Genomic DNA, 18880 nt, shown 5'->3' on the forward strand with positions numbered 1-18880 from the left:
TTCCTCCCGCGCTTAGCCAACGACCAGATTGAGGAGTTTACCCGGTACATAAATCACTTTACGTACGGTAACGCCATCAAGATATTTTGCTACCAGATGCTCCTGGCCAGCACGCTCACGAACTTGCTCTTCGGTGGCGTTGACTGGAACGGTGATTTTGCCACGTACTTTACCGTTCACCTGCACCACAACCAGCGTTGAGTCTTCGACCATTGCGCTGTCGTCAGCAACCGGCCACGGTGCGTTGTCGATATCGCCTTCGCCCTTCAGCGCATGCCACAAGGTGAAGCATACGTGCGGGGTGAACGGGTTGAGCATACGCACAACGGCCAGCAACGCTTCCTGCATCAGGGCTCTGTCCTGCTCGTCTTCCTGCGGTGCTTTCGCCAGCTTGTTCATCAGTTCCATAACCGCTGCAATTGCGGTGTTAAAGGTCTGACGACGGCCGATATCATCGGTCACTTTCGCAATAGTTTTGTGAACATCGCGACGTAGCGCTTTCTGATCGTCGCTCAATGCGTCAACGTTCAGGGCTGCAACATCACCTTTGCTGGTGTGTTCGTATACCAGTTTCCAGACACGTTTCAGGAAGCGGTTAGCTCCTTCAACACCGGATTCCTGCCATTCAAGCGTCATATCAGCCGGAGAGGCGAACATCATGAACAGACGCACGGTGTCTGCGCCGTAACGCTCAACCATCACCTGCGGGTCGATACCGTTGTTTTTTGACTTGGACATCTTGCTCATGCCGGTATAGACCAGTTCATGACCTTCGGCGTCCTGCGCCTTCACGATACGGCCTTTTTCATCGCGCTCAACGATAGCATCAACCGGAGAAACCCAGTTACGCTCGCCGTTGGCACCGACGTAGTAGAAGGCATCCGCCAGCACCATGCCCTGACACAGCAGCTGTTTAGCCGGTTCGTCAGAGTTTACCATGCCCGCGTCACGCATCAGCTTGTGGAAGAAACGGAAATAGAGCAGGTGCATGATGGCGTGTTCGATACCGCCAATGTAGATATCAACCGGCAGCCAGTAGTTGGCAGCCTTAGAGTCCAGCATGCCTTCCTGATACTGCGGGCAGGTGTAGCGCGCATAGTACCAGGATGATTCCATAAAGGTATCAAAGGTGTCGGTTTCACGCAGAGCCGGCATACCGTTAACGGTGGTTTTTGCCCACTCTGGGTCGGCTTTAATCGGGCTGGTGATACCGTCCATCACCACATCTTCCGGCAGAATAACCGGCAGCTGATCTTCTGGGGTTGGCAACACGGTGCCATCTTCCAGCGTGACCATTGGGATTGGAGCGCCCCAGTAACGCTGACGGGAAACGCCCCAGTCACGCAGACGGTAGTTAACTTTACGCTCACCCACACCTTTTTCGACAAGCTTGTCGGCAATGGCGTTGAAAGCCGCTTCGAAATCGAGACCGTTAAACTCACCAGAGTTAAACAGCACGCCTTTCTCGGTCAGTGCCTTCTCAGACAGATCCGGTTCTGAACCGTCCGCCGCCAGGATAACTGGCTTGATGCTCAGACCATATTTGGTTGCGAACTCGTAGTCGCGCTGATCGTGACCCGGCACGGCCATCACGGCACCTGTACCGTATTCCATCAGCACGAAGTTTGCAGCCCAAACCGGGATCTCTTTACCGGTCAGCGGATGAATCGCTTTAAAGCCAGTGTCGACGCCTTTCTTCTCCATGGTCGCCATTTCAGCCTCGGCAACCTTGGTGTTGCGGCATTCGTCAACAAACGCCGCCAGTTCCGGGTTATTCGCCGCGGCTTTCTGCGCCAACGGGTGACCTGCGGCAACGGCCAGATAAGTGGCACCCATAAAGGTGTCCGGGCGGGTGGTGTAAACGGTCAGCGTGTTGTCATAACCGTTGACATCAAAGGTGATCTCCACGCCTTCAGAGCGGCCAATCCAGTTGCGCTGCATCGTTTTTACGGTGTCAGGCCAGTGATCCAGACGGTCCAGGTCGCGCAGCAGTTCGTCAGCGTATGCGGTGATTTTGATGAACCACTGCGGGATCTCTTTCCGCTCAACTTTGGTATCACAACGCCAGCAGCAGCCGTCAATAACCTGTTCGTTCGCCAGTACTGTCTGGTCATTAGGGCACCAGTTAACCGCAGAGGTTTTCTTGTACACCAGACCTTTTTTGTACAGTTCAGTGAAGAACTTTTGCTCCCAACGGTAATATTCCGGGGTGCAGGTCGCCAACTCACGGCTCCAGTCATAGCCGAAGCCCAGCATTTTGAGCTGGTTCTTCATGTAAGCGATGTTGTCGTACGTCCACGGAGCAGGCGCGGTATTGTTTTTCACCGCCGCGCCTTCAGCTGGCAGGCCGAATGCATCCCAGCCAATCGGCTGCAGAACGTTTTTACCCAGCATACGCTGATAGCGGGCGATCACATCACCGATAGTGTAGTTACGTACGTGGCCCATGTGTAGTCGACCAGAAGGATAGGGAAGCATAGACAGGCAGTAATACTTCTCTTTGCTCTCGTCTTCGGTAACTTCAAATGTGCGCTTCTCATCCCAGTGAAGCTGTACTTTGGATTCTATCTCTTCCGGGCGGTATTGCTCTTGCATGGCAGCCAGTGGTCCTGTTTTCAATACAGCTACAAACGTAGCTTTAGATGTGGTGTTTCAGATCCGCATAGCATAGCCCAAACGTCCGCGTCAAAACAGCCTTTCGCGCATTCAGCATTGAATTCCCGCAAGGATAAATATTGCACGAATTTACATACTCTGTGGACAGTCTTGCAAAGCGTAGTGTAAATAACGTCTATTATTATAGACAGTTAACGACCCAGGAGGCGAAGCGATGAACAAGGTTGCTCAATATTACCGTGAACTGGTGACGTCACTTAGCGAACGTCTGCGCAATGGTGAACGCGATATCGATGCGCTGGTGGACCAGGCACGTCAGCGAGTTATGCAGACCGGGGAGTTAACGCGAACCGAGGTAGAAGAACTCACCAGGGCCGTCAGACGCGACCTTGAAGAGTTCGCGATCAGTTATGAAGAGAGTCTTGATGAGGAGACTGACAGCGTTTTTATGCGGGTCATCAAAGAGAGTATCTGGCAAGAACTGGCGGATATTACCGATAAAACCCAGCTTGAATGGCGCGAAGTATTCCAGGACCTGAGTCATCACGGGGTTTATCACAGTGGTGAGGTGGTCGGGTTGGGGAATCTGGTCTGTGAGAAATGCCACTTCCATTTAGCCGTTTACACGCCAGACGTGCTGCCGCTATGCCCGAAATGTGGTCACGATCAGTTCCAGCGCAGACCATTTGAGCCGTGATTATTTGTGCCGGATTCGACGCGACGCGTCTTATCCGGCCTACGCACTTAATGATAAATATCAGGCGTAAAACCTGAGCCGTTCGGCCAGCAGATCGACAAAACCTTGCCGGTCAACGTCAACCATAACCGTGGCGTTGGGTTTATTTCCGCTCAGGAAATAGTAATCCACTACGGTCATTCCCTGCGTGTATTTTCCCTGCGTCTCTACGCCGACCCAGCGTTCAACGGTGGTAAACAGTTCGGGCTTCAGTAACCAGGCAATGGTGCATGGATCGTGTAGCGGTGCGCCTTTGAATCCCCATTTCTCGTCTTTGTGATATTCGAAGAAGAAATCCAGTAACTCAGCGACAATGCTCGCCACAGGATTGCCAATCGCGCGCAATCGCTCGGTGTCTTCACGATGAATTTGTGCTTTATGTGTGACGTCCAGCCCAGCCATCACTACCGGAATACCTGATTGAAACACCATCTCTGCCGCTTCGGGATCAACATAAATATTGAACTCAGCAGCCGGTGTCCAATTTCCGAGTCCCATCGCGCCGCCCATAATCACAATACGGGCGATTTTCTTATGCAACTCGGGGTGGCTATTCAGCAGCAGTGCTACGTTAGTTTGGGGGCCAGTTGATACAATCGTGACCGGTTCCGGACTTTCGCGCAGGGTTTTCGCCATTAACTCCACGGCTGTACAACTTTGCGGGGCAAATGCCGGCTCCGGCAGTACGGGGCCGTCCAGGCCACTTTCTCCGTGAACGTTATCGGCAATTATCAACTCGCGCATCAGGGGCTTCAACGCGCCTCCGGCAACGGGAATATCCGATCGGTTGAGCAGCGTTAACATACGCAACACATTACGCAGGGTTTTATCAGGCGTCTGGTTGCCCGCTGAGGATGTTATGGCTTTAACATCAAGTTCCGGTGAGGCGAGGGCGAGAACCATTGCGATAGCGTCGTCATGACCTGGATCGCAATCAAAAAGGATCGGAAGTGCCATTGTGACTCCTTGTGGGTGGGACTTCGTGACAAGGTTAACGCCGGGCTGTATGTGATTCGAGATGCGAAGAAAGAAAGCGTGATTTGGCGCGCACTTTGATGTGCGCGCCGGAAAGATTAATGCAATATTTTGGCGAGGAAGTCTTTGGCGCGGTCTGATTTTGGATTGGCAAAGAACTCTTCTTTCGGCGAGTCTTCCACAATCTTACCCTCATCCATAAAGATTACCCGGTTCGCCACTTTCCGAGCGAAGCCCATTTCGTGGGTGACCACCATCATGGTCATCCCTTCATGAGCCAGCTCGACCATGACGTCCAGCACCTCGTTGATCATTTCTGGATCGAGCGCTGAGGTGGGTTCATCAAACAACATGGCGATAGGATCCATACACAGCGCCCGGGCAATGGCCACGCGCTGCTGCTGTCCACCAGAAAGCTGGGCCGGAAACTTATCGGCATGGGCCGACAGTCCTACGCGCTCAAGCAGTTTTTGTGCTTTGTCGCGAGCAGGCTTTTTATCGCGTTTAAGTACTTTTACCTGGGCCAGGGTCAAGTTTTCGATGATCGACAAATGTGGGAACAGTTCAAAGTGCTGGAAGACCATGCCCACGCGAGAACGCAGTTTGGCCAGATCGGTTTTTTTGTCATTCACGACGGTACCGTCAACGGTGATCACACCCTGCTGCACTGGCTCCAGGCCGTTTACCGTTTTGATCAGCGTCGATTTACCGGAGCCTGACGGACCGCAAACTACCACCACTTCACCTTTTTTAACTTCCGTGGAGCAGTCGGTCAGAACCTGAAAGTGACCATACCATTTAGAAACATTTTTCAGGGTAATCATTAAACTGTCCTTTTCTTCAAATAGCTGACCAACAACGATGCGCTCAGACTGAATACAAAATAGACGGCGCCAGCAAACAGGATCATCTCGACCTGTGTGCCGTCACGCTCGCCAATGGTGGAGGCGGTACGGAAGAAATCTGCCAGACTTAATACGTAGACCAGCGAGGTGTCCTGGAATAGAACAATGCCCTGGGTCAGCAGCAACGGCACCATCGCGCGAAATGCCTGCGGCAGAATAATGAGCTTCATCGACTGCCAGTGGGTCATCCCTAACGCCAGCGCGGCGCTGGACTGTCCACGAGAAATACTCTGGATCCCGGCACGGATAATCTCTGAGTAGTACGCCGCTTCAAACATCGAAAACGCCACCATCGCTGAGATCAGACGAATATCGGTTTTCGGTGACAGGCCTAATACGTTCTGTAAGAACCCTGGTACAATCAGATAGAACCACAGCAGCACCATGACCAGCGGAATAGAGCGGAATACGTTCACGTAGATCTTCGCAAACCAGGCAATGGGCGCGAAGCTGGACAGACGCATTACCGCAAGGATAGTTCCCCAAACGATGCCAATAATGACCGCCGTAACGGTAATTTTCAGCGTGATCATCAGCCCATCCAGCAGATACGGCAGGGAGGGGACAATGGAACTCCAGTCAAATTCGTACATTATTTGCCTCCCAAATTGCCAGGCAGGCGAGTTTTACGTTCAACCAGATTCATCACCAGCATAATAAAGGCGTTAATCAAGACGTAGGCAAGGGTGATAGCCGTAAACGACTCCCAGGCGTGGGCAGAGTAATCCAGCAGCTTGCCTGCCTGTGCTGCCATATCGACCAGACCGATGGTTGAGGCGATGGCGGAGTTTTTCACCAGGTTCATCATTTCTGATGTCATCGGCGGTACGATCACGCGGTAGGCGTTGGGCAGCAGAACATAGCGATAGGCCTGCGGTAGCGTCAGCCCCATCGCCAGCGCGGCGTTTTTTTGTCCGCGAGGCAAAGACTGAATCGCGGCGCGCACCTGCTCACAAACGCGGGCGGCGGTAAACAGCCCCAGGCAGAGCATTGAGGAGAGGAAAAACTGGATGTTGGGATCCAACTCAGCCTTGAACCACATGCCAATGTTTTCTGGGAGCAGTTCCGGGATCACCAGATACCAGGTAAAAAATTGTACGATCAGCGGAACGTTACGAAACAGTTCAACATACAACGTGCCTATCCCGGAAAGGAAACGGTTGGGAACGGTGCGTAAGATGCCGAATAGGGAACCTATCAGGAAAGCAATAATCCAGGCGGTGATTGAAAGCGCGACGGTGACCTGGAAACCACTCCAGAGCCAGCCGAGATAGGTGGTGTTGCCGAACGGGGCTTCTTGTAAAAAAATCCCCCAGTTCCAGTCTATAGACATAAATCTACTCCAGAAAAAAAAAGGGTAGCAGCGCTACCCTCGAAGATTGTTGAGAAGCTCATTTTTCGCGCTGAGTGGGGAACGGCCACTCAGCGTATAGTCTGTCCATGCTTCCCGACAATCGTGAGGGCCAGGTGAACTCGCCCCATTTATTTTAGTTAGTTGAGTGCTTTATCATTTGGTTCTTTGAACAGGGCCTTCATCTCGCTCGACAGTTCGAAATTCATATTCAGGTTCTTTGGCGGAATAGGGTTTTTAAACCATTTATCAAACCACTTCTCTGCTTCACCTGAAGTTTGTGCCTGTGCAATGGTGTCATCCATCAGCTTTTTGAACGCGACGTCGTCTTTACGCAGCATACAGCCGTACGCTTCCTGAGATTGTGGCTTGCCGACGATCTCCCAGTTGTCCGGTTTCTTCGCCTTCGCGCGTTCACCAGCCAGCAGGGCGTCATCCATCATAAAGGCGACGGCGCGACCGCTTTCGAGGGTACGGAAAGAGTCACCGTGGTCTTTCGCACTGATGATGCGCATATCCATTTTTTGTTCTTCGTTCAGCTTATGCAGCAGCACTTCCGAGGTGGTACCGGAAGTCACAACCACCGCTTTGCCTTTCAGGTCAGCGAAATCTTTGATGTCGCCGCCTTTTTTCGCCAGCAGGCGGGTGCCGACAACGAAAATGGTGTCAGAAAATGCCGCTTGTTTCTGGCGTTCAACGTTGTTGGTGGTTGAACCACATTCAAAGTCGAAGGTGCCGTTTTGCAGCAGCGGAATGCGGTTCTGGGAGGTAATCGGAATCAGCTTCACCTGCAGGTCAGGTTTGTTCAGCTTTTTCTTCACGGCCTCAACAATTGCGTTGGAGTAATCCTGTGAATAACCGACCACTTTCTGCTGATTATCGTAGTAGGAAAACGGGACCGAGGATTCACGGTGTCCGACGACGATGACGCCATTTTTAGCGATCTTGTCCAGGGTGCTGCTTGCCGCAGGGGCGGCATCTTCCGCGTGCGCCAGACCGGCAGACATTCCCACGACCAGCATGGCAGTGGCGAGCTTACGTAATTGCATATCCAACTCCTTTATCGTCTGCGTCAGGGACGCATTGATACCCATTGTGATGTTGTTATTGTTTGCTACTTAAAAGTGCAGTCTTGTATGTGTTTGTTAACATTTAGTTTGGATGAATGTAAAGAATTTGCTGTGTTATTGTTTATTTTTGCGAAGTGCGCCGCACCGTTTGAGGGCAAAAATATCTTGTTGCACATTTCAGGTGCTACCTGTGCTCAAATTTGGTGCGACCAGGTTGCACATTCAACCAAAACAGCGTTTGCCTTGTATAACAAAGCAATAGGCGTGCCAGAATGGGAGAGGAGAGGGGATGTGTTAGCCGGACAAGGCGCGTGAGCGCCAACATCCGGCAATATGACGAGAGCAGAGATTATTTACGACGCTGGCGCAGACTCATGACGATCGCGCCAAAGCCTAACAACGCGGTAATCAGCCATAACGGCCAGTTTCCGGTACGCGCATACGGCGTGAGACCCGTTGTCGGGGTAACGCTGGTGGTCAGTACCTGTCGGGTAAATTGCGGGATCATGGCCTGCACTTCACCTTGCGGGCCAATCACCGCCGTGATGCCATTATTAGTGCTACGCAACAGCGGACGCGCCAGCTCCAGTGACCGCATGCGCGCCATCTGGAAGTGCTGCCATGGACCGATGGATTTACCAAACCAGGCATCATTGGAGATGGTCAGCAAGTAGTCCGTATCCGGGCGGAAGTTATCCCGTACCTGTTCGCCAAGAATAATTTCGTAGCAGATTGCCGCCGTCAGCTTAAAGCCGTGCGCCTGCAGCTGTGGCTGCACATACGGCCCTCGGCTGAAGGATGACATGGGTAAGTCAAAGAACGGCGCCAGCGGGCGTAGAATCGATTCCAGCGGCACAAACTCACCAAACGGGACAAGGTGATTTTTGTTGTAACGATTGCTGGAGTCATAGCTGTACGGACTGTCTTTACCCAGCGTGATGATGGTGTTGTAGGTATCGTAGCGGTTTTGCTTGTTAAGGCGCGCGTCAACAATACCGGTGATTAGCGTGCTGTTTTTAGATTTTAGCAGGTCATCCATCATGCCGAGGAACCGCTGCTGATTGATCTCCAGATCAGGAATAGCGGACTCTGGCCAGATGATCAGCTGTGATTTGCCCATTTCAGGCTGCGTGGCATCAAGGTAAATCTTCAACGTGTTGATGAGCTGACCTTCATCCCACTTCAGCGACTGCGGAATGTCACCTTGCACCATCGAAACTTGGGTGGTTTTTTCTGGCTCCAGCGTATACCACTGGATGTAGCGCAGCGGGAAGGGCAGAGCGAACAATACCACGGCAGTAACCAGAGGACGCCAGTTACGTGTGACTAACGCCAGCGCCAGCAGGCCGCTGACCATCATCAGCAGGAAGTTAATCGCCTCGACGCCCATTACCGGCGCCAGGCCTTTCAGCGGGCCGTCAATCTGGCTGTAGCCAAACTGTAGCCATGGGAAGCCGGTCAGCACCCAGCCGCGCAGGAATTCGGTTATCTGCCAGACTACCGGGGCAGCAATCGCCACCCGCAGCCAGCTGGTTTTTGGCCACAGGCGTGACAGAACGCCCGCAAACAAACCTGTGTACAGCGAGAGGTATGCCGCAAGCAATACCACAAGGAATACGTTAACCGGGCCTGGCATACCGCCAAATTGCGCAATGCTGACATAGACCCAGTTGATGCCGGAGCCAAAAAGACCCATTCCCCAGACATAGCCGATAGCGGCAGACTGGAGTGGGCGACGGTTGAGAGTTAAGGCCTGCAGACCCATCAGCGAAATAATCGCCGCAGGCCAGATGTCATACGGAGAGAACGCCAGCGTCCCGCAGGCACCGAATAATAACGCCAGCAGCAGGCGAATGCGCTGGCGTTCAATTAAGGGGGCAAATGCCATGTAGTCTTTGATCCAGTTTCGGGTTTATTCGTCCAGTTTTGGCTGGGGTGAGTCGTCCGGAATTCTGACATGAACCTGAATAATACGACGGCTGTCGGCCATGGCAACTTTGAACTGGTAGCCATCAATGTCGATAGTCTCTCCACGTGCGGGCAGATGACCAAAGGCCTGCATCACCAAACCGCCAATAGTATCGACTTCTTCGTCGCTAAAGTGGGTGCCGAAGGCTTCGTTGAAGTCTTCGATCGGGGCCAGCGCACGAATGGTCCAGGTGTGGCGACTAAGCTGACGGAAATCGATATCGTCTTCTTCGTCGTATTCATCTTCGATTTCACCGACGATCAGTTCAAGAATGTCCTCAATGGTCACCAGACCCGAGACACCGCCGAACTCGTCGATAACGATAGCCATATGGTACCGCTGAGAGCGGAACTCTTTCAGCATGCGGTCAACACGCTTGCTCTCAGGTACGACAACCGCCGGGCGTAACACTTTTTCCATGCTGAAAGCTTCGGCATCACTGCGCATAAACGGCAGCAAGTCTTTCGCCATCAGAATCCCTTCAATGTGATCTTTGTCTTCGCTGATCACCGGGAAACGCGAGTGGGCGGACTCGATGATGACATCAAGACACTCATCCAGAGTCTGGTTGCGTTTCAGTGTGATCATCTGGGACCGGGGGATCATGATGTCGCGAACACGTTGGTCCGCAATGTCCATCACCCCTTCGAGCATATCGCGCGTATCTTCATCGATAAGGTCGTTTTGCCCGGAATCACGGATCAGCTCCAACAGTTCGTCGCGGTTTTTTGGTTCACCGTGGAAAAGTTGGCTCAGTAACAGGGAAAAGAATCCCTTTTTGCTGTGTAAGGTGTCACTACTGTGTGAATTGTCGTCGCTCATGGCGTCGTATGGGTTCTCATGTTAGTTAATAGATTGCTCAAGGCACGTAAACTCAGTGCCCGGCGTGGTGACCTGTCACCGGCTTGACCGGTAGCAGGTTATTCCTTCTCGGCAATGTACGGATCCTCATAGCCCAGAGCAAGCATAATCTCTGTTTCGAGGGATTCCATTTCTTCCGCTTCGTCGTCTTCGATATGGTCGTAGCCTAAGAGATGCAGGCTACCGTGTATAACCATGTGTGCCCAGTGGGCTTCAAGAGGCTTACCTTGCTCCTGCGCTTCTTTTTCGACCACTTGACGACAGATAACCAGATCGCCCAGCAGCGGCAGTTCGATGCCCGGTGGGGCCTCAAACGGGAAGGACAGCACGTTGGTTGACTTGTCTTTCCCGCGATAGGTCAGGTTCAGTTCGTGGCTTTCAGCGTCATCGACCAGGCGAATGGTGACCTCTGACTCTTCCTGAAACTGCGGGATCACCGCATCCAGCCATGCCTGAAACTGGCGCTCATCCGGTAAACCGGCGTTATCTTCACATGCCAGCTGTAAATCGAGAATAACCTGACTCATTTTTGTTCCTGTTCCTGGGCTTCACGCTTGCGTTCCGCTGCCTGTTCGGCTTTACGTTTTTGTTCTGCTTCTTCCCAGGCTTCATACGCCGTCACTATACGGGCAACCACCGGGTGGCGTACCACGTCTTCGCTATGGAAGAAATTAAAGCTAATCTCATCGACCTCAGCCAACACTTCGATGGCATGACGCAGGCCGGATTTGGTGCTGCGCGGCAGGTCAATTTGGGTAATGTCACCGGTGATCACCGCTTTGGAGTTGAAGCCAATACGGGTCAGGAACATTTTCATCTGTTCGATAGTCGTGTTCTGGCTCTCATCAAGGATAATGAACGCATCGTTCAGCGTACGACCGCGCATATAAGCCAGCGGTGCTACTTCAATGACGTTACGCTCGATAAGCTTCTCCACCTTCTCAAAACCGAGCATTTCGAACAGCGCATCATACAGCGGACGTAAATAAGGATCGACTTTCTGGCTGAGATCGCCCGGCAGGAAGCCCAGTTTTTCACCGGCTTCAACCGCCGGACGGGTCAGCAGAATACGACGAATTTCCTGACGCTCGAGCGCATCGACCGCGGCGGCTACCGCAAGGTAGGTTTTACCCGTCCCTGCAGGACCGACGCCGAAGGTGATGTCGTGGTCGAGAATATTGGCGATGTACTGCGCCTGATTCGGCGTACGCGGTTTGATCACGCCACGCTTGGTTTTGATATTCACCGCTTTGCCAAACTCTGGCACGCTGTCTGCGCTCTGCTCAAGGACACGCGCTTCTTTGATTGCCAGGTGAATTTGTTCCGGCTCGATGTCCTGCGTCTTGCCGCGCATTGGCGCGGTATCGACGTACAGGCTGTGTAAAATATCTGCCGCAGCGGTAACGCAAATCGGGCGACCGGTCAGCTTAAAGTGGTTGTCGCGGCGGTTAATTTCGATACCAAGGCGACGTTCCAGCTGTTTGATGTTGTCATCAAAAGGACCGCACAGGCTCAACAGACGGGCATTGTCTGCGGGCTCAAGGGTAATTTCGCGAGTGTCTATGTTCAAACCGTTCCTCTTATGCAGATATCGCCGGACGTCGAACATTTACCGGCATGTAGGGAAATTATTCACGCCACAGGGAAAAGGCGCAAGCATTGCAATGAAGATGGGGGCGTAGAGAGGAAATACAAGACCCTCCCCGTCATACTTCAAGCCGCAGAGGCGTTGCCTGCACTCGCGCACCCCAGTCACATAGTTATCTATGCTCCTGGGGATTTGCTCGTTTGTCGCTTTAGGGGATAGAGGAGGGGGTATGGTAATTACGGCTGAAAAATGCCAACACCCAGATCGTTCTCTTTGCGGGTACGCGCAATGACCGACTCCGGACTTTCTGCGATGCGCAGGCCCATTTCGTCCTCGGTACGCACGACTTTACCGCGCAGGGAGTTAGTCCAGACGTCGGTAATTTCAACATCCACAAACTTACCGACCATATCCGGGGTGCCTTCAAAATTCACCACACGGTTATTTTCAGTACGACCCGACAGCTCCATTACGCTTTTACGCGACGTGCCTTCGACCAGAATACGCTGGGTGGTGCCGAGCATACGGCGGCTCCAGGCCATGGCCTGCTGGTTGATGCGATCCTGCAGGATATACAGACGTTGCTTTTTCTCTTCTTCCGGGACGTCGTCAACCATATCGGCGGCAGGCGTGCCAGGACGAGCTGAGAAGATAAAGCTGTAGCTCATGTCGAAGTTAACGTCGGCAATCAGCTTCATGGTCTGCTCGAAATCTTGTGTGGTTTCGCCAGGGAAGCCCACGATGAAGTCGGAGCTAATCTGAATATCCGGGCGTGCAGCGCGCAGTTTGCGGATGATCGCCTTGTATTCCAGCGCGGTATGGGTACGTCCCATCAGGTTTAGTACGCGATCTGAGCCACTCTGTACCGGCAGGTGCAGGAAGCTTACCAGCTCCGGGGTGTCGCGATAGACTTCAACGATATCGTCGGTGAACTCAATTGGATGACTGGTAGTGAAACGGATACGGTCAATGCCGTCGATCGCTGCTACCAGACGCAGTAAATCTGCGAATGAGCCGGTCGTGCCGTCGTAGTTCTCACCGCGCCAGGCGTTAACGTTTTGCCCCAGCAGATTGACTTCACGTACGCCCTGCGCCGCAAGTTGGGCAATTTCAAGCAGGATATCGTCCGCCGGACGGCTGACTTCTTCACCACGGGTGTAGGGCACCACGCAGTAAGTGCAGTATTTGTTACAGCCTTCCATGATGGACACAAACGCGCTTGGACCTTCAGCACGCGGTTCCGGCAGGCGGTCGAACTTTTCGATTTCCGGGAAGCTGATATCCACCACTGGACTACGGCTGGTGCTACCGCGCACTTTGTTGATCATTTCCGGCAGGCGGTGCAGGGTTTGTGGCCCAAAAATAATGTCGACGTAGTGTGCACGTTGACGAATATGGTCGCCTTCCTGGGAGGCGACACAGCCACCCACGCCGATAATCAGATTCGGGTTTTTCTCTTTTAAGAGTTTCCAGCGACCTAACTGATGGAAAACTTTTTCCTGAGCCTTCTCGCGAATTGAGCAGGTATTCAGCAGCAGCACATCCGCTTCTTCCGCCACGTCGGTCAGTTGATACCCGTGAGTGGCATCCAGCAGATCGGCCATCTTCGATGAATCGTATTCGTTCATCTGACAGCCCCAGGTTTTAATATGGAGTTTTTTAGTCATCGACTTGCTCTTGCGAAATTGTGGCTGAAATGCAGGGCGCATAGTGTACTGCGTTGGCGCGGTTGTGACCAGTATGACGGATGTCAGCCTCAAGGGGTAAAAAATCCTGTAAACTTACACAATACATGTAACAGGATGATTGACCATGACAAATCAACCAACGGAAATTGCCATTGTCGGCGGGGGGATGGTCGGCGGCGCGCTGGCGCTGGGACTGGCGCAGCATGGATTCAGGGTGACGGTAATAGAGCACGCCGCGCCCGTGCCGTTTGTGGCTGACAGTCAGCCCGATATCCGTATTTCAGCCATTAGCTCCGCGTCTGCATCGTTGCTGAAAGGGTTGGGTGTCTGGGATGCGGTGCAGGGCATGCGCACTCATCCATATCGTCGTCTGGAAACCTGGGAGTGGGAGAATGCCCATGTGGTGTTTGATGCGGCAGAGCTAAAACTCCCATTGCTGGGCTATATGGTCGAAAACAACGTCCTGCAACAGGCGTTGTGGCAGGCGATGGAGGCGCATCCCAACGTGACCCTGCGCGTGCCGGCATCACTGATTTCTCTGCATCAACATAACGATCGGCATGAGCTTGAACTGACTGGCGGTGAAAAGATAACGGCTAAACTGGTGATTGGTGCCGATGGCGCGAATTCTCAGGTACGTCAAATGGCCGGGATTGGCATCCATGCCTGGCAGTACGCGCAATCCTGCATGCTGATTACCGTGCAATGTGAGAATTCACCGGGAGACAGTACCTGGCAGCAGTTTACCCCTGACGGACCGCGGGCGTTTTTACCGCTGTTCGATAACTGGGCTTCGCTGGTGTGGTATGACTCTCCGGCCCGCATCCGCCAGTTGCAGAGTCTCGATATGGCGCAGCTCCAGGCGGAAATCGCAAAATATTTCCCTTCACGTCTGGGTGACGTTACGCCTGTTGCCGCAGGGGCGTTTCCACTTACTCGTCGCCACGCGTTGCAGTATGTACAGCCAGGACTGGCGCTGGTGGGCGATGCCGCGCACACCATTCATCCGCTTGCCGGGCAGGGGGTGAATCTGGGGTACCGTGATGTCGATGCGTTAATTGATGTGCTGGTGAACGCCCGTAGCTATGGTGAGCAGTGGGCCAGTCAGCGGGTACTGAAGCGCTACCAAACGCGTCGTATGACCGATAACTTCATCATGCAAAGTGGTATGGATCTGTTTTACGCCGGATTCAGCAACAACCTGCAGCCGCTGCGTATTATGCGCAATCTTGGTCTAATGGCCGCCGAGCGTGCAGGCGTTTTAAAACGTCAGGCGCTGAAGTATGCATTAGGGTTGTAGCTCAAGTGGTGCCTGATGGCGCTGCGCTTATCAGGCCTACGCGTCATGTAGGCCGGGTAAGGCTTGCCGTCACCCGGCGTTAGAAAAGCAAAAAGCTCGCCGAAGCGAGCTTTTCTAAAATGGCTGGGGTACGAGGATTCGAACCTCGGAATGCTGGTATCAGAAACCAGAGCCTTACCGCTTGGCGATACCCCAACGGGTGCACCCACAGAGTGGACGACTTTTTGAAATTGGCTGGGGTACGAGGATTCGAACCTCGGAATGCTGGTATCAGAAACCAGAGCCTTACCGCTTGGCGATACCCCAACAATTTTTTGGATTTACCGAATTAAATCGATACGCCCTTAATATGGTGGCTACGACGGGATTCGAACCTGTGACCCCATCATTATGAGTGATGTGCTCTAACCAGCTGAGCTACGTAGCCAAATACTATCATATTCTTCGATGGCTGGGGTACCTGGATTCGAACCAGGGAATGCCGGTATCAAAAACCGGTGCCTTACCGCTTGGCGATACCCCAATGACCGTTGCGGTGAACCGCTATATCGAAGAAAAGTGGCTGGGGTACCTGGATTCGAACCAGGGAATGCCGGTATCAAAAACCGGTGCCTTACCGCTTGGCGATACCCCATCCGTGCAACGCTTACGGGTGAATGGTGCGGGAGGCGAGACTTGAACTCGCACACCTTGCGGCGCCAGAACCTAAATCTGGTGCGTCTACCAATTTCGCCACTCCCGCAAAAAAGATGGTGGCTACGACGGGATTCGAACCTGTGACCCCATCATTATGAGTGATGTGCTCTAACCAGCTGAGCTACGTAGCCATCTTTTTTTCGCGTTACCTTATCGGCGTTGCGGGGCGCATTATGCGTATTGAGCCTTGAAGCGTCAACCCCTTTTTCATTGAAAATAGCTGGAATGTGACTGTTTGGTTAGGTTGCGAACAGCGTGACGCAATATTCGGCAATTATTCGTTATTAATTGTTTTTCCGCACGTAAAACCGACATAAAAAAAGAGCCCCTCAGGGCTCTTAGTGGATGATGGGCTTACTTATAAGCCGACTGGTGCACGCCAACCGCACGGCCTGATGGATCGTTCATGTTTTTGAACGCTTCGTCCCATTCGATGGCTTTGGCAGAAGAACAGGCGACGGACGGGCCACCTGGCACACACTCGGCGGCGCTGGCTACCGGGAACAGCTCTTCAAAAAGCTCACGGTATAAATACGCTTCTTTAGACGATGGTGTGTTGTACGGGAAGCGGAAGCTGGCGGTTTCCAGTTGTTGATCGGAAACGTGCTCTGCCGCCACTTCTTTCAGCGTGTCAATCCAGCTATAACCGACGCCGTCAGAGAACTGCTCCTTCTGACGCCATGCAATGCTGGCTGGCAGGTAGGATTCAAAACATTCACGCAGGACATGTTTTTCCATCTTTCCGTTACCGCACATTTTATCCTGTGGGTTGATGCGCATCGCGACATCGAGGAATTTCTTGTCGAGGAACGGTACGCGGGCTTCAACGCCCCAGGCCGACATGGCTTTGTTGGCTCGGGCGCAGTCGAACATATGCAGTGCCTGCAGTTTACGTACCGTTTCTTCGTGCAGTTCTTTTGCGTCCGGCGCTTTGTGAAAATAAAGATAGCCGCCAAATACTTCATCAGAACCTTCGCCTGACAGCACCATTTTAATGCCCATCGCTTTGATTTTTCTTGACATTAAGTACATCGGTGTTGAGGCGCGAATGGTGGTGACGTCATAGGTTTCAATGTGATAAATCACATCGCGGATGGCATCCAGGCCTTCCTGTACGGTGAAATGGATCTCGTGGTGTACGGTCCCCAGGTGGTTGGCGACTTCCTGAGCGGCTTTCAGATCCGGTGCGCCTTTCAGGCCCACGGCGAAGGAGTGCAGTTGCGGCCACCAGGCTTCACTGCGCTCTTGATCTTCAACACGGCGCGCTGCGTATTTTTTGGTGATTGCGGAAATCACGGAGGAATCCAGGCCACCAGACAGCAGCACACCATAAGGCACATCTGACATCAGATGGCTTTTAACCGCATCTTCCAGCGCCTGACGCAGTTCGTCTTTATCCGTCACATTGTCTTTTACGGCATCGTATTCGAACCAGTCGCGCTGATAGTACTGACGGATTTCCCCGTCTTTGCTCCACAGGTAGCTACCGGCCGGGAATTCTTTAATGGTGCGGCAAACAGGAACCAGCGCTTTCATTTCAGACGCCACGTACAAGTTGCCGTGTTCATCATGACCCATGTACAGCGGGATAATCCCAATGTGATCGCGGCCGATCAGATACGCATCCTGCTCGCTGTCGTACAGTGCGAAGGCGAACATGCCCTGCAGGTCGTCAAGGAATTCAGGCCCTTTTTCCTGGTACAGCGCAAGGATAACTTCGCAGTCGGAACCGGTCTGGAACTGATAGCGATCGCCGTATTCAGCACGTAACGCCTGATGGTTATAAATCTCGCCGTTTACCGCCAGGATATGCGTCTTTTTCACGTTGTATAGCGGTTGAGCACCGGCGTTAACGTCGACAATGGACAGACGTTCATGTGCCAGGATCGCGTTATCACTGGCGTAAATACCCGACCAGTCCGGGCCGCGGTGGCGCATCAGACGAGACAGCTCGAGGGCTTTTTTACGCAGCTCAACTGCGTCGGTTTTAATATCAAATACGCCAAAAATAGAACACATAACCTTCTCCGTTAACCCGTTGCGTGATGCTTTTTATGTTTGCTTAATAAAGAAAATGCCGTAAAGCCGCAGAGGGCGCAAGGAGTTTGGTGAGGAGAAAAGAAAAAACTCAATGATGATTGTTGAATAGTGAAAAAAGAGTATGTAATGAGCGTATTTATTGATGAATCGCCAGAAAAATGGCGGTTTTATTAGATGAGGTTATTTAGTGTGCCGGTTAACGTGTTCTTAGGGTTATCCGGCACAGCGTTGCTTAAATAACATCTATCTCGGCAACGGACGGGTAGATCCAGCTTGGTCGGAACGGCATGCTGTCGATATCATCAAGGGTGGAAATGCCAGACAGTACCAGGATAGTTTCAAGACCGGCCTGGAAGCCAGCCAGAATATCGGTACGCAGGTTGTCGCCAACAATGACGGTCTCTTCCGAGTGCGCCTGCATTTTGTTGAGTGCCGCGCGGATAATCCACGGGCTGGGTTTACCTACGTAGAAGGGCTCACGGCCTGAAATCTTCTCAATACCAGCGCACAGCGCACCACAGGCAGGATAAAAACCGCGACCGTGCGTATCCGGGTTGGTGGCAATGAAACGTGCGCCATTGGCCACAAAGTATGCCGCTTTATGCATCATGTCCCAGTTGTAGGAACGCGTCTCGCCGACGATCACAAAATCGGGGTTAACGTCGGTAATGGTGAAGCCCGCTTTGTACAGTTCGTGGATCAGTGCGCCTTCACCGACAACATAGGCTTTTTTTCCTTCCTGGCGACGCAGGAAATCGGCGGTAGCCATGGCGGAGGTATAAAACACGCTGTCAGGAACATTGACACCTGCGGTGGCAAAGCGGTTTGCCAGATCCTGTCCGGTCTGCGAAGGGTAGTTAGTCAACAGGACTAACGGCAAGCCTTTCTCCATCACGCCGGTCAAAAATTCTGCCGCACCCGGTACGGCAACATTGTCGTGCATCAGCACGCCGTCGATATCACAAATTACATTCTTAATGGCCATGGACAATCCGACATCAAAATAAGAAGGCGTTACTATACATAAAATACACTCAATTATTCGAGTTGCCTCAGCGACACAGAGGCAGCTTGAAGGATGAAGT

General features: G+C 52.6%; 16 protein-coding genes and 7 tRNA genes. 3 read left to right on the forward strand and 20 right to left on the reverse strand.

Annotated elements, in window-relative coordinates; translation table 11 throughout:
• Window positions 1-12 precede the first annotated feature (12 nt).
• The gene (leuS, locus tag M2374_RS00590; protein ID WP_181688369.1) at window positions 13-2595 is read right to left on the reverse strand and encodes a leucine--tRNA ligase; all 2583 of its coding nucleotides are present in this window, start codon (window positions 2593-2595) and stop codon (window positions 13-15) included.
• Between the two features lie 235 nt (window positions 2596-2830).
• Between leuS and M2374_RS00595 the strand changes: the two genes are divergently transcribed.
• A complete protein-coding gene (locus M2374_RS00595) occupies window positions 2831-3313 on the forward strand; it encodes a zinc ribbon-containing protein (RefSeq protein WP_115259097.1) in 483 nt (160 codons plus the stop codon).
• A 60-nt stretch (window positions 3314-3373) separates the two neighbouring features.
• Here M2374_RS00595 and rihA read toward each other — a convergent pair whose 3' ends face one another.
• The 5 genes from rihA to gltI all read right to left on the reverse strand — a co-directional run bounded on the left by rihA (window position 3374) and on the right by gltI (window position 7632).
• On the reverse strand, window positions 3374-4309 hold the full coding sequence (gene rihA, locus M2374_RS00600) for a pyrimidine-specific ribonucleoside hydrolase RihA (protein WP_117342226.1): 936 nt from the start codon (window positions 4307-4309) through the stop codon (window positions 3374-3376).
• Between the two features lie 116 nt (window positions 4310-4425).
• The gene (gene gltL, locus M2374_RS00605) at window positions 4426-5151 is read right to left on the reverse strand and encodes a glutamate/aspartate ABC transporter ATP-binding protein GltL (protein WP_096757890.1); all 726 of its coding nucleotides are present in this window, start codon (window positions 5149-5151) and stop codon (window positions 4426-4428) included.
• Window positions 5151-5825 carry a glutamate/aspartate ABC transporter permease GltK gene (gene gltK, locus M2374_RS00610; protein ID WP_096757889.1) on the reverse strand — a complete coding sequence of 225 codons (675 nt, stop codon included), beginning with the start codon at window positions 5823-5825 and terminating at the stop codon, window positions 5151-5153. The genes gltL and gltK overlap by 1 nt, the downstream gene beginning before the upstream one ends.
• Window positions 5825-6565 carry a glutamate/aspartate ABC transporter permease GltJ gene (gene gltJ / locus M2374_RS00615; RefSeq protein ID WP_096757888.1) on the reverse strand — a complete coding sequence of 247 codons (741 nt, stop codon included), beginning with the start codon at window positions 6563-6565 and terminating at the stop codon, window positions 5825-5827. The genes gltK and gltJ overlap by 1 nt, the downstream gene beginning before the upstream one ends.
• A gap of 158 nt (window positions 6566-6723) precedes the next feature.
• Window positions 6724-7632, reverse strand: a complete 909-nt coding sequence (gene gltI / locus M2374_RS00620) for a glutamate/aspartate ABC transporter substrate-binding protein GltI (protein ID WP_096757887.1) — start codon at window positions 7630-7632, stop codon at window positions 6724-6726.
• Here gltI and M2374_RS00625 point away from each other — a divergent pair.
• Window positions 7627-7968: a hypothetical protein gene (locus M2374_RS00625; protein ID WP_170974161.1), complete on the forward strand. Its 342-nt coding sequence runs from the start codon at window positions 7627-7629 to the stop codon at window positions 7966-7968. The genes gltI and M2374_RS00625 overlap by 6 nt on opposite strands.
• A 34-nt stretch (window positions 7969-8002) precedes the next feature.
• Here the strand turns inward: M2374_RS00625 and lnt are convergent, their stop codons facing one another.
• The 5 genes from lnt to miaB all read right to left on the reverse strand — a co-directional run bounded on the left by lnt (window position 8003) and on the right by miaB (window position 13738).
• Window positions 8003-9541, reverse strand: coding sequence for an apolipoprotein N-acyltransferase (gene lnt / locus M2374_RS00630; protein ID WP_096757885.1), 1539 nt, complete (start codon window positions 9539-9541; stop codon window positions 8003-8005).
• A 24-nt stretch (window positions 9542-9565) separates the two neighbouring features.
• Entirely contained in the window at window positions 9566-10444 is an 879-nt protein-coding gene (gene corC / locus M2374_RS00635) for a CNNM family magnesium/cobalt transport protein CorC (RefSeq protein WP_096757884.1), read from the reverse strand.
• A 98-nt stretch (window positions 10445-10542) separates the two neighbouring features.
• Window positions 10543-11010, reverse strand: a complete 468-nt coding sequence (gene ybeY / locus M2374_RS00640; RefSeq protein ID WP_096757883.1) for an rRNA maturation RNase YbeY — start codon at window positions 11008-11010, stop codon at window positions 10543-10545.
• Entirely contained in the window at window positions 11007-12053 is a 1047-nt protein-coding gene (locus M2374_RS00645; protein ID WP_167456046.1) for a PhoH family protein, read from the reverse strand. The genes ybeY and M2374_RS00645 overlap by 4 nt, the downstream gene beginning before the upstream one ends.
• A 254-nt stretch (window positions 12054-12307) precedes the next feature.
• Window positions 12308-13738, reverse strand: a complete 1431-nt coding sequence (gene miaB, locus M2374_RS00650; protein ID WP_181517417.1) for a tRNA (N6-isopentenyl adenosine(37)-C2)-methylthiotransferase MiaB — start codon at window positions 13736-13738, stop codon at window positions 12308-12310.
• A 145-nt stretch (window positions 13739-13883) separates the two neighbouring features.
• Between miaB and ubiF the strand changes: the two genes are divergently transcribed.
• Window positions 13884-15059, forward strand: coding sequence for a 3-demethoxyubiquinol 3-hydroxylase (ubiF, locus tag M2374_RS00655; protein ID WP_115259092.1), 1176 nt, complete (start codon window positions 13884-13886; stop codon window positions 15057-15059).
• Window positions 15060-15179: 120 nt separating this feature from the next.
• Here ubiF and M2374_RS00660 read toward each other — a convergent pair.
• From M2374_RS00660 to nagD, 9 genes are all read right to left on the reverse strand, one after another.
• Window positions 15180-15254: transfer RNA gene (locus tag M2374_RS00660), tRNA-Gln, on the reverse strand.
• A gap of 36 nt (window positions 15255-15290) precedes the next feature.
• A tRNA-Gln gene (locus M2374_RS00665) sits at window positions 15291-15365 on the reverse strand.
• Between the two features lie 44 nt (window positions 15366-15409).
• Window positions 15410-15486, reverse strand: a tRNA-Met gene (locus M2374_RS00670).
• Between the two features lie 21 nt (window positions 15487-15507).
• Window positions 15508-15582 (reverse strand) — tRNA-Gln (locus tag M2374_RS00675).
• A 36-nt stretch (window positions 15583-15618) separates the two neighbouring features.
• A tRNA-Gln gene (locus M2374_RS00680) sits at window positions 15619-15693 on the reverse strand.
• Between the two features lie 23 nt (window positions 15694-15716).
• A tRNA-Leu gene (locus M2374_RS00685) sits at window positions 15717-15801 on the reverse strand.
• A gap of 8 nt (window positions 15802-15809) precedes the next feature.
• Window positions 15810-15886 (reverse strand) — tRNA-Met (locus M2374_RS00690).
• 223 nt (window positions 15887-16109) lie between these two features.
• Complete coding sequence (gene asnB, locus M2374_RS00695) at window positions 16110-17774, reverse strand: asparagine synthase B (protein ID WP_181688368.1); 1665 nt, start codon at window positions 17772-17774, stop codon at window positions 16110-16112.
• Between the two features lie 253 nt (window positions 17775-18027).
• Entirely contained in the window at window positions 18028-18780 is a 753-nt protein-coding gene (gene nagD, locus M2374_RS00700) for a ribonucleotide monophosphatase NagD (protein ID WP_096757877.1), read from the reverse strand.
• Window positions 18781-18880: the final 100 nt, after the last annotated feature.

This window comes from Citrobacter sp. JUb117 (assembly GCF_024809055.1).
GTDB classification, from domain to species: Bacteria; Pseudomonadota; Gammaproteobacteria; order Enterobacterales; family Enterobacteriaceae; genus Citrobacter; species Citrobacter gillenii.

Bases quoted from the DNA above. Each gene is read 5' to 3' on its own strand.
- leuS (WP_181688369.1), bottom strand. From the start codon at position 2,595: ATGCAAGAGCAATACCGCCCGGAAGAGATAGAATCCAAAGTACAGCTT.
- M2374_RS00595 (WP_115259097.1), top strand. From the start codon at position 2,831: ATGAACAAGGTTGCTCAATATTACCGTGAACTGGTGACGTCACTTAGC.
- rihA (WP_117342226.1), bottom strand. From the start codon at position 4,309: ATGGCACTTCCGATCCTTTTTGATTGCGATCCAGGTCATGACGACGCT.
- gltL (WP_096757890.1), bottom strand. From the start codon at position 5,151: ATGATTACCCTGAAAAATGTTTCTAAATGGTATGGTCACTTTCAGGTT.
- gltK (WP_096757889.1), bottom strand. From the start codon at position 5,825: ATGTACGAATTTGACTGGAGTTCCATTGTCCCCTCCCTGCCGTATCTG.
- gltJ (WP_096757888.1), bottom strand. From the start codon at position 6,565: ATGTCTATAGACTGGAACTGGGGGATTTTTTTACAAGAAGCCCCGTTC.
- gltI (WP_096757887.1), bottom strand. From the start codon at position 7,632: ATGCAATTACGTAAGCTCGCCACTGCCATGCTGGTCGTGGGAATGTCT.
- lnt (WP_096757885.1), bottom strand. From the start codon at position 9,541: ATGGCATTTGCCCCCTTAATTGAACGCCAGCGCATTCGCCTGCTGCTG.
- corC (WP_096757884.1), bottom strand. From the start codon at position 10,444: ATGAGCGACGACAATTCACACAGTAGTGACACCTTACACAGCAAAAAG.
- ybeY (WP_096757883.1), bottom strand. From the start codon at position 11,010: ATGAGTCAGGTTATTCTCGATTTACAGCTGGCATGTGAAGATAACGCC.
- miaB (WP_181517417.1), bottom strand. From the start codon at position 13,738: ATGACTAAAAAACTCCATATTAAAACCTGGGGCTGTCAGATGAACGAA.
- ubiF (WP_115259092.1), top strand. From the start codon at position 13,884: ATGACAAATCAACCAACGGAAATTGCCATTGTCGGCGGGGGGATGGTC.
- asnB (WP_181688368.1), bottom strand. From the start codon at position 17,774: ATGTGTTCTATTTTTGGCGTATTTGATATTAAAACCGACGCAGTTGAG.
- nagD (WP_096757877.1), bottom strand. From the start codon at position 18,780: ATGGCCATTAAGAATGTAATTTGTGATATCGACGGCGTGCTGATGCAC.